The 16,756-nt window shown below is 62.4% G+C and carries 11 protein-coding genes; 5 read left to right on the forward strand and 6 right to left on the reverse strand.

What is annotated here, in order from left to right:
• Positions 1–123: 123 nt before the first annotated feature.
• From gltB to C3Y91_RS01890, 3 genes are all read left to right on the forward strand, one after another.
• The gene (gene gltB, locus C3Y91_RS01880) at positions 124–4,848 is read left to right on the forward strand and encodes a glutamate synthase large subunit (protein ID WP_024322339.1); all 4,725 of its coding nucleotides are present in this window, start codon (positions 124–126) and stop codon (positions 4,846–4,848) included.
• 226 nt (positions 4,849–5,074) lie between these two features.
• Positions 5,075–6,529, forward strand: coding sequence for a glutamate synthase subunit beta (locus C3Y91_RS01885; protein ID WP_024322340.1), 1,455 nt, complete (start codon positions 5,075–5,077; stop codon positions 6,527–6,529).
• A gap of 266 nt (positions 6,530–6,795) precedes the next feature.
• Positions 6,796–7,428: a hypothetical protein gene (locus C3Y91_RS01890; protein ID WP_024322341.1), complete on the forward strand. Its 633-nt coding sequence runs from the start codon at positions 6,796–6,798 to the stop codon at positions 7,426–7,428.
• Positions 7,429–7,465: 37 nt separating this feature from the next.
• Here C3Y91_RS01890 and C3Y91_RS01895 read toward each other — a convergent pair whose 3' ends face one another.
• On the reverse strand, positions 7,466–8,704 hold the full coding sequence (locus tag C3Y91_RS01895; RefSeq protein WP_174826920.1) for an SGNH/GDSL hydrolase family protein: 1,239 nt from the start codon (positions 8,702–8,704) through the stop codon (positions 7,466–7,468).
• A 174-nt stretch (positions 8,705–8,878) separates the two neighbouring features.
• Positions 8,879–10,102: a lytic murein transglycosylase gene (locus tag C3Y91_RS01900; protein WP_024322343.1), complete on the reverse strand. Its 1,224-nt coding sequence runs from the start codon at positions 10,100–10,102 to the stop codon at positions 8,879–8,881.
• 204 nt (positions 10,103–10,306) lie between these two features.
• Here C3Y91_RS01900 and galU point away from each other — a divergent pair, with 204 nt between their 5' ends.
• Positions 10,307–11,194 (forward strand): UTP--glucose-1-phosphate uridylyltransferase GalU, encoded by an 888-nt coding sequence (gene galU, locus C3Y91_RS01905; RefSeq protein WP_075224405.1) that lies wholly within the window; start codon positions 10,307–10,309, stop codon positions 11,192–11,194.
• A 111-nt stretch (positions 11,195–11,305) separates the two neighbouring features.
• Here galU and C3Y91_RS01910 read toward each other — a convergent pair whose 3' ends face one another.
• A complete protein-coding gene (locus C3Y91_RS01910; RefSeq protein WP_018072821.1) occupies positions 11,306–12,847 on the reverse strand; it encodes an outer membrane beta-barrel protein in 1,542 nt (513 codons plus the stop codon).
• Positions 12,848–12,990: 143 nt separating this feature from the next.
• Between C3Y91_RS01910 and C3Y91_RS01915 the strand changes: the two genes are divergently transcribed.
• Positions 12,991–13,986 (forward strand): KpsF/GutQ family sugar-phosphate isomerase, encoded by a 996-nt coding sequence (locus tag C3Y91_RS01915; RefSeq protein ID WP_018072822.1) that lies wholly within the window; start codon positions 12,991–12,993, stop codon positions 13,984–13,986.
• 14 nt (positions 13,987–14,000) lie between these two features.
• Here the strand turns inward: C3Y91_RS01915 and C3Y91_RS01920 are convergent, their stop codons facing one another.
• From C3Y91_RS01920 to hemH, 3 genes are all read right to left on the reverse strand, one after another.
• Positions 14,001–14,456 (reverse strand): NfeD family protein, encoded by a 456-nt coding sequence (locus C3Y91_RS01920; protein WP_018072823.1) that lies wholly within the window; start codon positions 14,454–14,456, stop codon positions 14,001–14,003.
• 3 nt (positions 14,457–14,459) lie between these two features.
• Positions 14,460–15,500 carry an SPFH domain-containing protein gene (locus tag C3Y91_RS01925; protein WP_011653489.1) on the reverse strand — a complete coding sequence of 347 codons (1,041 nt, stop codon included), beginning with the start codon at positions 15,498–15,500 and terminating at the stop codon, positions 14,460–14,462.
• Positions 15,501–15,684: 184 nt separating this feature from the next.
• Positions 15,685–16,719, reverse strand: coding sequence for a ferrochelatase (gene hemH / locus C3Y91_RS01930; protein ID WP_075224403.1), 1,035 nt, complete (start codon positions 16,717–16,719; stop codon positions 15,685–15,687).
• Positions 16,720–16,756: the final 37 nt, after the last annotated feature.

Below are 16,756 nucleotides of genomic sequence, written 5' to 3' on the forward strand. Positions count from 1 at the left end.
AAAGCAGATGTCTGCGGCCGATCTTCACAATGCAACAGCGCTGTCATGCGCCGAACCTATCTTCGGGTTGCGGCGCGGGACGAAAAGCCGCCCGCGGCCCCGCGGGCTTCGACAGGAGGAAAGATGATGACGAAGACGCCATCCATGGAAATTGACCGGTTTGCTGCTGCTAATCTGCGCGCGACGGCCAATATGTCCAAATTCGCCTCCGGCCTGCCGAAGAAGCAGGGCCTTTACGATCCGCGCAACGAACATGATGCCTGCGGCGTCGGCTTCGTCGCGCATATGAAGGGCCAGAAGTCGCACCAGATCGTCAAGGATGGCCTGTTCATCCTCGAGAACCTGACGCATCGCGGCGCCGTCGGCGCCGATCCGCTGATGGGTGACGGCGCTGGCATCCTGGTGCAGATCCCCGACCGTTTCTTCCGCGAGGAGATGGCCGAGCAGGGCATCACCCTGCCGCCGGTTGGCGAATATGGTGTCGGCCATATCTTCATGCCCCGCGATGAAAAGCAAATCGAGCACTTCAAGAAGGTGATCAAGGACGTCATCGCCGAGGAAGGTCAGGTCTTCATCGGCTTCCGCGATGTGCCCGTCGACAATTCCTCGCTGTCCAAGGCGCCGGCCATTGCCGCAACCGAGCCGCATCATGTGCAGGTCTTCATCGGCGCCGGCGAGGATGCCGAAAACAACGACGAGTTCGAGCGTCGGCTGTTCACGCTGCGCAAGGTAATCTCCAACCGTATCTATGATGAATTCGACGGCGAGGAGAGCAATTTCTATCCGGTGTCGCTGTCGTCGGCGACGGTGGTCTACAAGGGCATGTTCCTGGCCTATCAGGTCGGCGTCTATTACAAGGATCTGTCGGACCCGCGCTTCGAAAGCGCGGTCGCCCTCGTGCATCAGCGCTTCTCGACCAACACCTTCCCGTCGTGGAAGCTGGCGCATCCCTACCGCATGGTGGCCCATAACGGCGAGATCAACACGCTGCGCGGCAACGTCAACTGGATGGCGGCGCGCCAGGCGTCGGTCTCCTCACCGCTGTTCGGCGAGGACATCTCCAAGCTCTGGCCGATCTCCTACGAGGGTCAGTCGGACACGGCCTGCTTCGACAACGCGCTCGAATTCCTGGTGCGCGGCGGTTATTCGATGGCGCATGCCGTGATGATGCTGATCCCGGAAGCCTGGGCCGGCAACCAGTCGATGGCTGCCGAACGCAAGGCCTTCTACGAATATCATGCGGCGCTGATGGAGCCCTGGGACGGGCCTGCGGCCGTTGCCTTCACCGACGGCAAGCAGATCGGCGCGACACTCGACCGCAACGGCCTGCGGCCGGCGCGCTACCTCGTCACCGATGACGACCGCGTCATCATGGCGTCCGAAGCCGGCGTGCTGCCGGTTCCGGAGGAGAAGATCATCCAGAAGTGGCGCCTGCAGCCGGGCAAGATGCTGCTGATCGACATGGAAGAAGGCCGCATCATCTCCGACGACGAGGTGAAGTCGCAACTGGCGACGGCGCATCCCTATCGCAGCTGGCTCAACCGCACCCAGCTCATCCTCGAAGACCTGAAGCCGGTGGAACCGCGGGCGCTGCGCCGCGACGTCTCGCTGCTCGACCGCCAGCAGGCCTTCGGCTACACGCTCGAGGATACCCGCATCCTGATGTCGCCGATGGCGACGACCGGCCAGGAGGCGATCGGCTCGATGGGCACGGATACGCCGATCTCGGCGATGTCGGAAAAGCCGAAGCTGCTCTACACCTATTTCAAGCAGAACTTCGCGCAGGTGACCAACCCGCCGATCGACCCGATCCGCGAGGAACTGGTCATGAGCCTGGTTTCCTTCATCGGGCCGCGGCCGAACATTCTCGACCATGAGGGGGCGGCCAACGCCAAGCGGCTCGAGGTGCGCCAGCCGATCCTGACCAATGGCGATCTCGAAAAGATCCGCTCGATCGGTCATACGGAAGACCGTTTCGACACCAAGACGCTCGATTTCACCTATGATATCGAGCGTGGTGCCGAAGGCATGCCCGAAATGCTCGACCGGCTCTGCGAGCGCGCGGAAGCGGCCGTCAAGGGCGGCTACAACATCATCGTGCTCTCCGACCGCCAGATCGGGCCGGACCGGATCGCGATTCCGGCGTTGCTCGCCACAGCTGCCGTGCATCACCATCTGATCCGCAAGGGGCTGCGCACCTCGGTCGGTCTCGTCGTCGAGACCGGAGAGCCGCGCGAGGTCCATCATTTTTGCCTGCTCGCCGGCTACGGCGCCGAGGCGATCAACCCTTATCTTGCCTTCGACACGTTGCTCGACATGCATGCCAAGGGCGAATTCCCGAAGGAAGTGGATGCTTCCGAAGTCGTCTACCGCTACATCAAGGCAGTCGGCAAAGGCATCCTCAAGGTCATGTCGAAGATGGGCATCTCGACCTACCAGTCCTATTGTGGCGCGCAGATCTTCGATGCGATCGGCCTGCAGTCGGAACTGATCGACAAGTATTTCTTCGGAACCGCGACGATGATCGAAGGCGTCGGCCTCGAGGCGATCGCCGCAGAAACCGTCGCCCGCCATAATGCGGCTTTCGGCACGGATCCGCTTCTTGCCACGACGCTCGACATCGGCGGCGAATATGCCTACCGCATGCGCGGCGAAAGCCATGCCTGGACGCCGGATGCTGTCGCAGCCCTTCAGCATGCCGTGCGCGGCAATGCCGAGGACCGCTACCGCGAATTCGCCGACATGGTGAACAATTCGGCGCTGCGCATGAACACCATCCGCGGCCTCTTCAAGATGAAGAGCGCCGAGGCGCTCGGCCGTACGCCGGTATCGATCGACGAGGTCGAGCCGGCGGCCGACATCGTCAAGCGTTTCTCGACGGGGGCGATGTCCTTTGGCTCGATTTCCAGGGAGGCGCATACGACGCTGGCGATCGCCATGAACCGGATCGGCGGCAAGTCGAACACCGGCGAGGGCGGCGAAGAATCCGACCGCTATATACCGCTGGCCAATGGTTCGATGAACCCGGAACGTTCGGCGATCAAGCAGATCGCCTCGGGCCGCTTCGGTGTCACCACCGAATATCTCGTCAATGCCGACGTGCTGCAGATCAAGGTGGCGCAGGGCGCCAAGCCCGGCGAAGGCGGCCAGCTGCCCGGTCACAAGGTCGATGCGACTGTTGCCAAGACCCGACATTCGACGCCGGGTGTCGGCCTGATTTCGCCGCCGCCGCACCACGACATTTATTCGATCGAAGATCTGGCGCAGCTGATTTACGATCTGAAGAACGTCAACCCGACCGCCGATGTTTCGGTCAAGCTCGTCTCGGAAGTCGGCGTCGGCACGGTTGCCGCCGGTGTCGCTAAGGCACGCGCCGACCATATCACGGTCGCCGGCTTCGACGGCGGCACGGGTGCGTCGCCGCTGACGTCGCTCAAACATGCCGGCAGCCCCTGGGAAATCGGCCTTGCCGAGACCCAGCAGACGCTGGTGCTGAACGGGCTGCGTTCGCGCGTCGCCCTGCAGGTGGACGGCGGCCTGAAGACTGGCCGCGACGTCATTATCGGGGCGCTGCTTGGAGCCGACGAGTTCGGCTTTGCCACCGCGCCGCTGATTGCCGCCGGCTGCATCATGATGCGCAAATGCCATCTCAACACCTGTCCGGTGGGTGTGGCGACCCAGGATCCGGTGCTGCGCAAGCGCTTCAAGGGCGCGCCGGAGCACGTCATCAACTATTTCTTCTTCGTCGCCAACGAAGTGCGCGAAATTCTCGCCTGGCTGGGCTTCACCCGGCTCGACCAGATCATCGGCGCCTCGGAGCTGCTGGAGAAGGACGAGATGCTGAACCACTGGAAGGCGAAGGGCCTCGACTTCAGCCGCATCTTCCACAAGGTCGACGCTCCCAAGGAAGAGACCTTCTGGACGAGCCGGCAGAAGCACCCGATCGACGACATTCTCGACCGCGTGCTGATCGAACAGGCGCAGCCGGCACTGACGGCCAAGACACCCGTTGTCTTCGAGGTCGGCATCAAGAACGTCGACCGTTCGGTGGGCGCGATGCTTTCCGGCGAGGTCGCCAAGCGTTATCGCCATCGCGGTCTGAAGGAAGACACGATCAACGTGACGCTTCGCGGCACGGCGGGGCAGAGCTTCGGCGCCTTCCTGGCGCGCGGCGTCACCTTCAACCTGATCGGTGACGGCAACGACTATGTCGGCAAGGGCCTTTCGGGCGGCAAGATCATCATCCGGCCGCCGGAGAATTCGAGGATCGTCGCCGAGGACTCGATCATCGTCGGCAACACCGTGCTTTATGGTGCGACCGAGGGCGAATGCTACTTCCGCGGTGTGGCGGGCGAACGTTTCGCCGTGCGCAATTCGGGCGCGATCGCCATCGTCGAGGGTGTCGGCGACCATGGCTGCGAATACATGACCGGCGGCGTCGTCGTTGTGCTCGGCGCCACGGGCCGCAACTTCGCAGCCGGCATGTCCGGCGGTGTCGCCTACGTGCTCGATGAAACCGGTGATTTCGCCAGCCGCTGCAACATGGCAATGGTCGAGCTCGAGCCGGTGCCCGAGGAGGACGACATGCTGGAGAAGCTGCACCATCACGGCGGTGATCTCATGCACAAGGGACGCGTCGACGTCTCTGGCGACATGACGCGCCATGACGAGGAGCGCCTTTACCAGCTGATCTCCAACCATCTGCATTATACGGGCTCGGCCCGCGCCACTGAGATCCTCGACAACTGGGCCGATTACCGCCCGAAATTCCGCAAGGTCATGCCGGTCGAATACCGGCGTGCGCTCGAGGAAATGGAGCGCAGCCGGATGGGCATCGCCGCGGAATGAATTGCACCGGACATCCGTCACCTGACGACTGCAGGTGACGGGTGACGAAAATATCTCAATGACCCGTGACGATCACGCCGACGACGTAGGCTGTTCAGATCGCACGGATGTCTTGCAGGGGATATGGTCCAATGACGGTCAAGACAAGCAACTTGCCCCGGGTACCGGGACTGACGATAGACAGATTGGCTGCGGTGAGGCGGTCATGAGGGTAAGGGACGAAAACATGGGTAAGGTAACAGGGTTTCTGGAAATCGACCGGCAGGTGGCAAAGTACCAGCCGGCGTCGGATCGTATCCGTCATTTCCGCGAGTTCACGATCCCGATGTCGGACCCGGAAGTGCAGAAACAGGCCGCGCGCTGCATGGACTGTGGCATCCCTTATTGCCACGGCCCGACCGGCTGCCCGGTTCACAACCAGATTCCCGATTGGAACGACCTCGTCTACAACAACAACTGGGAAGCGGCGATCCAGAACCTGCATTCGACCAACAACTTCCCTGAGTTCACCGGTCGCGTCTGCCCGGCGCCTTGCGAGGAAGCTTGCACGTTGAACCTCGAGGATGCGCCGGTCGCCATCAAGACGGTCGAGCAGGCGATCGCCGACAAGGCTTATGAACTCGGCTTCATCCGGCCGCAGCCGGCAACGGTCCATACCGGCAAGAAGGTCGCCGTCATCGGCTCCGGCCCCGCCGGCATGGCGGCCGCCCAGCAGCTCGGCCGCGCCGGCCACGAGGTGCATCTCTATGAGCGCGAGACCAAGCCGGGCGGACTGCTGCGGTACGGCATTCCCGACTTCAAAATGGAGAAGAACTTCATCGACCGTCGCGTCGAGCAGATGAAGGGTGAGGGCGTCACCTTCCATTGCGGCGTCAATGTCGGCGTCGACGTCAAGGTCGAGCAGTTGCTCGCCGATCACGATGCCGTGCTTTACTGCGGCGGCTCCGAGACGCCGCGCGAGGCAGGCATTCCGGGCACCGAACTTGCGGGCGTGCATGATGCGATGCCCTATCTGGTGCAGCAGAACCGCCGCGTCGGGCGCGAGAACATCGACAGCGTCGGCTGGCCGTCGGACCCGATCCTTGCCGGCGCCAAACATATCGTCGTCGTCGGCGGCGGGGATACGGCTTCGGACTGCGTCGGCACGGCCTTCCGCCAGGGCGCCGTCAGGGTCACCCAGCTCGACATCCGGCCGCAGCCGCCGGAGAAGGAAGACAAGCTTGCCGTCTGGCCCTTCTGGGCGACGAAGATGCGCACCTCCTCCTCGCAGGCCGAGGGCGCCGTGCGTGAATTCCAGGTGGCGACACTTGAATTCGTCGGCGAAGACGGTGTGCTGACCGGCGTCAAGTGCTGCGAGGTCGATGAGCGCCGGCGGCCGGTTCCGGGTACGGAATTCGTCATCAGGGCCGATCTCGCCTTCATCGCCATCGGTTTCCGCGGCCCGTTCACCGGCAGCGTGCTGAAGGAACTCGAGGGTAAACTGACGCTCAACACCGACAAGCGCGGCTCGACCAACGTCGTCGCCAACGACCGCGACTACAAGACTTCGGTCGACAAGTTCTGGACGGCGGGTGACGTGCGCCGCGGCCAATCGCTGGTGGTCTGGGCGATCCGTGAGGGCCGCCAGGCGGCGCGCGCCATCGACGAGGAGTTGATGGGTTCGACCGTTCTGCCGAACTGACTATCGGCTACGCACCTTGCCGAAGACCACGAACTCCGCCCCTCCGGCGGAGTTTTTTCATGGTGCGCCGCGCTGTAGTGCGACCGCTTGACGCGGAGGCCGTGCGCCGCAAGCCTCAGGCAATGCCGGGAAGCGAGATTTTCCGCCGGACGCCGGCTCAGGTGGAGCCAGCGGCGACCGAAGCGGAGGTGCCCCGCTGTTTTGGTCGTAATGCATTTCCATCGGCTGCGGCGTGAGGCCGCGAATGATCGACAAGGACATTTCAAATGGTTTCCGCACTTGACAGCACGCGGTTGGTTTCGGCCCAATATGCCCTGAAAAACCTTCGCAGTTCCGACGACAGCGAGCAGGATACGCAAAGTTCTTCGGCCGCCAGCATTCTGAGCAGTTACGGGCTCGATCCGAGCTCCGCCTCGCTTCTTTCCAACCAGGCCCTTTCCGGGCTGCTCGACACGCTTTCAGCCCAAAGCGACACGTCTGACGAGACCGATACGACGGGTGACGGCGCCGATGTCACCAGCGCCTCCTTCATGTCGATGCTGAAGCAGCAGCTGCAGGATGCGGCTGCGGCCGAAGGCGAGAGCGGCAAGGCCCATGACATGCTGGCCGCCCTCGAGGCAGGCACACTCACCATCACCGATCCGACGCAGGGCGTGTCGGTCAACGCCTGGGATGTCGATGATCCCGACGAGGCCGACACCGAGAGCAAGGCCGGCAAGGATATCGATGTCAGCGGCTGGAGCGACTTCCTCGACGCGCATCTGGAGCGCGGCGCCGATGGCGCCTTCGTCAAGGAAAACGGCAGCTATGTCGACCAGACGAACGACAGCAACGCCTTCTTCGGCCTGATCGGCTCAAACTACTATTATCTGAGCTGGCCGCAGGCGACGGCGAAGTAGACGGAACGAAGCGGAGGGCTACCTCAGACGGCGCTTTTCACTTGACCGAGACTTCGGCCGGCGCCTTAACCACAGGCAGGCGGTAATCATCGACGCGGCCGGGAGGTGCTGGCGTCATTTCGCCCTGCTCGACCAGGAGATCGCGCGGCGACCGCGTCAACGTCATCGGCGGCGGCCTGGCGCCGAGAAGCTCGGCGCCGCCGTCGAGATTGGGATCGGAGAGACTGATCGGCACGGTATGTTCGACCGGATTGGCGGGAAGGCCGAGACCGGGCAGATTGCTGGAGTCGAGGCGGACCAGATCGGGGCTTGCCTGCGTGCCGAGAAGACGCCGCGCCGGTTTTTCCACATAGAAGGCAAGTTTGCGCCGGCCGGCCTGGGTCAGGTTGATGCCATCGGAGGTGCGCAGGCGCACCTGCTGGCCGTTCACATCCGAACCGGTGACGATGAAATTGCCGTTTTCGTCGACGAAACCATCCCAGATATCGACGAATTCGCCGCCGATGCTTTCGACCTGGTTGCGGTAAAGCTGATTCATCTGGACGGCATCGGCCGTCATCGAATCGGATTCGAAGGCGGGCAGGCCGACCCAGAGCAGAGGGATCTTGCGGCCGGTAACTTCCTTGCCGAAGGAAAGGACACGACGGCGGTATTCGCTGGTCCAGCCGTCGGTGCGGAATTTTTCCTTGGCGGTGTCGGTCACCATCTGCTGGCGGTCGTTGGCGCCGATCATGACGACGACCATTGCCGGCTTCAGCTCGTCGATCATCTTCGGCAGCTGTTCCGGCCAGTCGTAATAATCGTCGCGGACAAGACCCGAGGAGACGTTGCCGCGGGCTTCGACGACGACGCCGGGCGAGGTCTCGAAGGCGGCGGTGAGGCCGTCGCCGAGGCCGCTGGCCAGGAAATCGCCGACGATTAGGATCGTCCGGGCGTCGCCGAGCTTTTGCACCGCCGGCTCCTCCTGTACGGGAGCGCGGACCGGCGGCGCGGTGCGGGTATTGACGATGGCCTTCGGCGCCAGCGGGCGTTTGCGCTGCTGGCGCCTCGGTTGCTGGACATCAGGGGCTTGCGGCCCGTCATCGAGATAGCGCCGGCCGAGGAAAAAATCGAGGATCGAACGGCGCTGATAGCGCTGCTCCTGGGCTTCGGCGACATGCGCCGGCGCAAGAGCGCTAAGGCATAGCGAAGCCGCCGCCAAGGCAAGCACGAGCCAACGGATTTTACGGGTCCGATCAATTTTCTCAGTCATGGGCAGTTCCGCATCTGCCGGCATCTTGCACGCGGGGTAGGCCAGCGTCCACTCCCGCTATTATCTAGGTCACGGTTCTGCCTGTTGTAGAGCATCATGCCAAAAAGTGTGTGGGGTTTTCGGGCGGTATCATGCCCTACTTCCTTGATTCAAATGCGGATTGAGATTTCCGGCCATTCCGGCCGGGATCATCCCGATCTAGCGGCGCAGTGCGTTCAGAAGCGGCAAGGAGGGCTCGCCGTCCGGCTGCATGCCGATACGCGACTGCACGGCTGATATCGCCGCCTTCGAACCCGAGCCGAAATTGCCGTCGACCTCGCCATTGTAATAGCCGAGCGTCTTCAGACGGGTCTGCAGCTCGAATTTCTCGGTGATATCGAGGGCACCGTCCGGGCGCGGCCAGCGCTGCTGCATGCCGCCGTAGCCGGCGATCTGGTCGGCCAGCAGGCCGACGGCAAGCGCGTAGCTGTCCGAGGCATTGTAGTTCTTGATGGTGAAGAAGTTGGCGGTCATCAGGAAGCCTGGGCCGCCAGCTCCGGCCGGCATCTTCAGCATGGCCTTGGTGGCGCTCTCGCGGAAGGCCTTGCCGTTCGGGCGGGTCAGGCCGAGTACCGCCCATTGGGCCAGTGTATGGGTCTTGCCGGCCTGCTTGGCCGCCGCTGCAGGAACGACGACTTCGTAGCCCCAGGTCTTGCCGGTGTCCCAGCCGTTCTTCATCAGGAGGTTGGCCGAGGTCGCCAGCGCGTCAGGCACCGAGTTCCAGATATCGCGATGGCCGTTACCGTCGGCATCGACGGCATAAAGCAGGTAGCTTGTAGGGATGAACTGGGTGTGGCCCATGGCGCCGGCCCAGGAGCCGGTCATCTCGCGTGCCGGCACATCGCCGTTCTGCAGGATCTTCAGCGCGGCGACCAGCTGCTTCTTGGCGAATTTGGCGCGGCTCGGATCGGCATAGGCAAGCGTGGCCAGGGCGCGCGGCACGTAGTGCAGCCGGTCGTCCTTGTCGAGAACCGCGCCGTAATTCGATTCCATCGACCAGATGGCCAGCAAAATGGTCTTGTCGACGCCGAAACGCTGCTCGATCGCAGCGAGCGTCCTTGCGTGTTTGGCGGCCATCTCGCGGCCGATTTTGACCGTATAGGGGTTGACGCGGGAATCGACATAGTCCCAGATCTTCGAGGTGAATTCCGGCTGGTAGGCGGCCTTTTCGAGCACGGTCGGATCGGGCTCGCTCACCCCGGAAAAGGCCTTTTGATAGGTTGCCTTACTGATGCCACTCTGAGCGGCAGTCTGGTAAAAATCCGCGATCCATTTCTGGAAGCGGGAATCAGCTTTCGCGTTGTCGGGGACCAGTGCCACCTGGGCAGCGACAATGAGGGCGAGAGCAAGACCACGAAGGGAGTTTTTGTGATTCTGGGTCATCGACAGTCGTATCCGTCATCTTCAGTTTCTGGTGCAGCGGGGCATCATTTCCGCCCAGACCCGAGACTACAGGAACGGAGTCAACAAATTCTTTACCATGGCGATCCGCTGCGGTCACCATTTGCAAAACAGTAGCAATTCTATACTAGTTAAAGCTAAAAAACTCCATTTCCAAAGCGATATGATCGAAGCAGGAGGCCGGGTGTGGCTCAACACAACAAAGTTCGTAAAGCAGTATTTCCGGTTGCCGGGTTGGGAACGCGATTCCTTCCGGCGACAAAGGCTGTTCCGAAGGAAATGTTGACCGTCGTCGACAAGCCAATCATTCAATATGTCGTCGACGAGGCGATCGAAGCCGGGATCGAACATCTGGTCTTCGTCACCGGACGCAACAAGCACGTCATCGAAGATTATTTCGACATTCATTTCGAGCTGGAACAGACGCTGCGCGAGCGCGCCAAGAAGGCGGAAATTACCCTTCTCGCCCAGCAATTGCCGAAGGCCGGCACGGTGAGCTTCACTCGCCAGCAGGAGCCTCTCGGCCTCGGCCATGCCGTGTGGTGCGCCCGCGAGATCGTCGGCGACGAACCCTTCGCACTGCTGCTGCCGGATATGATCATGAAGGGCGACAAGGGCTGCATGAAGGGCATGATCGACCTTTATGGCCAGAGCGGCGGCAATATCATCGCCGTCGAGGAATGCGCGCCAGACCAGGCGCATAAATACGGCATCGTCGGCGTCGGCGAGGCGATCGGCGAGGGCTTCCGCATCACCGGCATGGTGGAAAAGCCTGCCAAGGGGACGGCGCCTTCCAACTTCTTCATCAACGGCCGCTATATCCTGCAGCCGGAGATCTTCAAGATCCTCGAGACCCAGGAGCGCGGCGCCGGCAACGAGATCCAGCTTACCGACGGCATGCTGAAGCTGCTGAAGGAACAGGATTTCGCCGGTTACCACTTCCGCGGTGCGACCTACGACTGCGGCGCCAAGGACGGCTTCATCCTGGCAAACGTCGCCTTCGCCCTCGAACGCGCCGATATCCGCCCCTCCGTCGAGGGCGGCTTCAGGGAACTGCTGGCCGGCCTGAAGTAAGGCATCCGCTCAGCGCAGATTCAAAGTGATAGAGCGCCGCGCTTCCTATCGGACGCGCGGCGCTTCCATTTTCCAGATGCAAGCCGCTCCCGCACTTTTGCTGGAGTTGCTCTAGCGTTTCAGCTTGAGACCGACGCCGGCTCGCCATTGCTGCGAGTCGGTGCCTTCCTTGCGCGTCGTTAGCTCGTAGCCGAGCGTGCTGGTCAGATCGAGATAGCGGTTGATGTTCCAGGTCAGGCCGGTCGCGGCGGTATAGACGAGCTCGTCGTTGATGGTGCTGTCCGTGGGATAATCGCGCCATATTACCCCGCCGATCATCGTCCCGACCAGATTGTCGCGCAGCTGGTGGGTGACCGTCGTCGTCAGCGCGTGCGAGACGTAGCCGCTTTCGCCTGCCGTGGTCGAGGGCTGGATGCTGGTCTGCAGGTCGAAATTGACATCGGTGCCGCGGATCGGCGACCAGAGCAGGCTCGCATCGAGCGTGGCCGTATCGATCGAGGACAGGCGGCTGTCTTCGAAATCCGCCATCTCGTAGCCGACACCGACTTCACCCTTCAGCTTTTCACCGAGATCGACCTCGACGCCTGCCTTGGCGCCATAGCTATGGCCGGAACGCTCGTAGCCGGCGGAATCTTGCGTTTCGTCATAGACCGTGCGGCCGATGTTGACCTCGATGAAGGGGATGAGCGCGGGTGACAGTTCGTAGCCGACACGGCCACGCAACGTGCCCGTCGTCTGATTGCGGTCGCTGAGGGAGACGGTCGTGCCGTTCGAAAGTTTAGCGTCCGAATAGATCGAGCGTGTCAGCGCAAGTGCAGTCGTGCCGCGCAGGATGCCAAAATCGCGCTGGACGGAGGCGCCGGCCGAAAATTCCTGGACGTCCGACTGCTGCGCGGCGTTGGTGATCGCGTCGGGATCATCGGTGTCCTCGCGGTAGAAATTATAGCCGGCGATGAGGTGCGCCGTGGTGTCGTCTGGAAGATCGAGCCTGAGATCGCTGTTGATCTTGAAGGAGGGCTGTTCCTCACCCTCGCCGCTGACATTCTTCTGCCAGGCGCCTTCCGAGGTCACGGTCAACTGATGCCGGCCCCAGTCCGAGGTCAGGGTCGCTGCTGCGTCCGTTTCAAGAAAGGCGCGCCGTTGCGTGGTATTGCCGTCCTTGGTGGTTTCGGTGTTGATGCTCTGGGTGACGCTCGGGCGGAGCACAAACGTGCCGATCGGGATTCCCGGCGTTTCCTCTGTCGAGGCACTTTCGGCGGCCCTGCGGCGCGGCAGTGCCTCGTCGAGCGGCGCTTCACGGGTGTTTAGCCGGCGTATGTCCTCGTCGAGGATAGAACCGGTAATGTCGTCGCCGGCTTGTGCATCCGGTATGGCGGGCCGCTGCTGGGCGTCGTCCGCGTTTGCGGTCGTGCCGTTTGCCGCGGGAGCGGCGGTATCGTCGGTCTCGTCATCGAAACCGGCGGCGGGTGCGGTGTTATAAGTGGTGCGGTTATCCTGGGAGGCGGCGGAGCGGCTGTTTGCCGGTTGCGACGAGGCGGATTGCGCGAAGGCTGCCGTCTGGCTGAGAAGCAAGCAGCCGAACGCGGCAAAAGAGACGGCACGGCTCATGGCGCGGAGCGGCGTCACACTGCTCGTCTGTTTTGGGTGGCCCATGCAATTCGCGCCTGACATGCTTTCGGTTCTTACCCAAAGGTAAAGCCTCGTGGTTAATCATTCGTTGCCGTCGGCGGGCGCTGTTCACAATTCGGAAAGAGTGCGGGGTGGACTTGGAAAGTGAAAAGGTCTAACGCAATTTCATGAACAGAAGAGCGATCAACCTCGTTGAAAACAGCGTGCTCGAATCGGCAAAACGCACGATAGAGACCGAAAGACGCGGTCTTGAAGCGCTCGAACAGGCTTTTGACGATGGATTGGCCGGCCCTTTCACCCGGGCCGTCGAAGTCATCGGCGACATCTCCGGGCGCGTTATCGTCACCGGCGTCGGCAAGAGCGGGCATATCGGCGCCAAGCTCGCGGCGACATTCGCCTCAACCGGGACACCTGCCTTTTTCGTGCATGCGGCGGAGGCCAATCACGGCGATCTCGGCATGATCGCGCGCGATGACGTCGTGCTGGCGATTTCCAAGGGCGGCGAGAGCGCCGAACTCAAGAGCATCATTTCCTTCACGCGGCGCTTCTCCATTCCGCTGATCGCGATCACCTGCAGCGAAGGGTCCTCGCTCGCGGCCGCCGCCGATATCGTCCTTCTGATGCCGAACGAGCAGGAGGCCTGCCCCAATGGGCTGGCGCCGACGACCTCGACGCTGATGCAGCTTGCGATCGGCGACGCTCTGGCGGTGGCGCTCCTGGAGGCGCGCGGCTTTACCGCCACGGATTTCCACGTCTTCCATCCCGGCGGCAAGCTGGGCGCGAGCCTGATGCATGTCGCCGATATCATGCATACCGGCGAGCGGCTGCCGCTCGTTGCCAAGGGCACACCGATGCCGGAGGCGATCACGGTGCTGTCACGCAAGCATTTCGGCTGCGTCGGCGTGCTGGACGAAGATGGGCGGCTCTGCGGCATCGTCACCGAAGGCGACATGGCGCGCAACCTGACGCGCAATCTTGCCGAGCTTGCCGTCGACGACATCATGACGCGGACGCCGAAGACGGTGAAGCAGACGGTGCTGGCGACCGCAGCCCTGGCGCTGCTCAACCAGCATCACATCGGCGCGCTGATCGTCATCGACGAAGACCGCCGGCCGGTCGGGCTGGTGCATTTCCACGACCTGTTGCGGATCGGCGTCGCCTGATCACAGCCGTTTGATCAGACAGGTTCCACCGTCAGGTCGCGGCCGTTGCTCGAAACCACCTTCACTTGCGTTCCGACGGGCAAGTCGGGTCCCATCACCTGCCATAGCGTATCGTCGAGGCGGATGCGGCCGCGGCCTTCGCGGATCGGTTCGTGCAGCGTCGCCGTGCGGCCGACGAGGCTAGCGCCGCGCTGATTGAGGAAGGGCTCGTCGGTTGTGGCGTTGCGCAGCGTCAGCCGGCGGCCGGCGAAGGTCGTGGCAACGGCGAGAAGCGCAAAGAGGATCGCCTGCAACTCCCAGACCCAGAAGGCGCTGTCCCAGAAGAGCAGCGACAGCGCGCCGACGATCAAGGCGGCAAGGCCGATCCAGACCAGGAAGAAGCCGGGAACGATCAATTCCGCGGCGAGCAGCACGAGGCCCGCGACCCACCAGCTCCACGGACCGAGTTCGGCGACGATCTTCGCCAGCATGGCTTAACGCTCCTGCTCGGGGTTGAAAGGATTGGGGGTCGACGGATTGATCGGCGGCGTCGAGCGCGCCGGTGCGGGACGCGGACGCGGCGGTACCGGCAGCGGCGTTGACGGGCTGTTGCCGGCATCGCCGAAGACTTCGCGGGCAATGGCGCCGATGCCACCGAGCGAGCTCAGGATGGAAGAGGCTTCCATCGGCATCATCACGATCTTGGAATTGGGCGCCGAACCGATCGAGGTGAGCGCCTCGGTATATTTCTGGGCGACGAAATAGTTGATCGCCTGGATGTCGCCGGCGGCGATCGCTTCAGAGACCATCTTCGTCGCCTTGGCCTCGGCCTCGGCCAGGCGTTCGCGGGCTTCAGCGTTGCGGAAGGCAGCCTCGCGCTGGCCTTCGGCTTGGAGAATGGCGGATTGCTTGGCGCCTTCGGCCCTGAGGATCTGCGCGTTGCGCGAGCCTTCGGCCTCCAGCACCTGCGCCCGCTTCTCGCGCTCGGCCTTCATCTGGCGGGCCATCGCATCGACGAGGTCGCGCGGCGGCTGGATATCCTTGATCTCGACGCGGGTGACCTTGATGCCCCAGGGATGCACGGCCTCGTCGACGACGCGCAGCAGCCGGTCGTTGATCGCATCGCGGTTGGAGAGCAGTTCGTCGAGATCCATCGAACCCATGACCGAGCGGATGTTGGTCATGGTCAGATTGAGGATGGCGTTTTCGAGGTTGGAGACCTGATAGGCAGCCTGGGCGGCGTTCAGCACCTGATAGAAGGAGACGGCATCGGCCGAAACCGAGGCATTATCCTTGGTTATCACCTCCTGGGTCGGCACGTTCAGCACTTGCTCCATCACGTTCAACTTGGCGCCGACGCGCTCGATGAAGGGGGTGATGAGGTTGAGGCCTGGCTCCAGCGTGCGAGTATAACGCCCGAAGCGCTCGATCGTATAGCGGTAGCCCTGCGGGACTGTCTTGATCCCGGCAAAGAGCACCAGGATGACGAAGATGACCAGCACGATCACGACGATGTCGAAGCCGCCGAACAGCATGAAAAATTCCTCCTATCGGCGCATGCGCGCCTGCCCAACTCATGTGGTGAGTTAGCACGTTCTTTGCGAGGAAGAAATGATGGCACAACCGGCTAGCCTCCAAGCGAAAAGGAGGTTCCGTTTCGTCTAAGTCATTGGGCTGTTTCCAGTTCCTCGTCCGATGCTGCTTTCTGAAGACGGTTTCTCAGACCCAGCCCTGCAATTCGCGGCGGACGACCTTTTCCAGCACCTTCATGCCGTCCTCGCCGTCGTTAAGGCAGGGAATATGCGCGAACTTCTCGCCGCCATTCTCGTGGAAGGAATGGGCGGCCTGTTCGGCAATCTCCTCCAGCGTTTCCAGACAGTCGGAGACGAAGCCGGGATTGATGACGGCGATGCGCTTGACGCCGTCCCTGGCGAGCTTCTCCACCGTCTTGTCGGTGTAGGGCTGCAGCCATTCCTCCGGCCCGAAGCGGGACTGGAAGGTGACCATGAAGTTTTCCGCGTTCAACCCGAGCCGCTCGCGCAGCAGCCGGCCGGTCTTCTGGCATTGACAGTAGTAGGGGTCGCCCTGCTTGAAATAGGACATCGGTATGCCGTGGAAGGAGGCAAGCAGCATCTCGGGCTTCCAGTCGAGGGTCGAAAGATGCCTTTCGACCGAGGCGGCGAGCGCCTCGATATAGGTCTCGTCGTCATGATAGGCGGGAACGGTGCGCAGCGCCGGCTGCCAGCGCATCGAGAGCAGCTTCTGGAAGGCCTTGTCGTTGACGGTGGCGGTCGTCGCCGCGGCATATTGCGGATAGAGTGGGAAGAGCACGATGCGGTCGCAGCCCTCTTCTTTCAGCGCGTCGATGCGCGAGGCGATCGACGGGGTGCCATAACGCATCGCCCAGTCGACCTTGACGTTATCAAGATCCTTCAGGCGCTCGGCCATCAGCTCCGACTGGTTGCGGGTATAGGTGCGCAGATAACTTTCGTTCCTCTCCTTGTTCCAGATCAGCTCGTAGGCCTTGCCGACCTTCTGCGGGCGGATGTTGAGCACGATGCCGAACAGGATCGGATACCACTTCCAGGGCGACCATTCGATGACGCGGCGATCGGTCAGGAATTCCCTGAGATAGCGGCGCATCGAGGTATAGTCGGTGCCGTCAGGCGTGCCGAGATTGACCAACAGGACACCGACCTTGCCTGACTTGACGACCGGATGGTCCGCCGGGCGGAGTGAAATATCTGCTGTCATTCTGGCCCCAACACTCTTTTGTCCCGTCGGCTCATAC

It is taken from the genome of Rhizobium ruizarguesonis (genome assembly GCF_012349115.1).
In the GTDB taxonomy this organism is placed as follows: Bacteria; Pseudomonadota; Alphaproteobacteria; order Rhizobiales; family Rhizobiaceae; genus Rhizobium; species Rhizobium ruizarguesonis.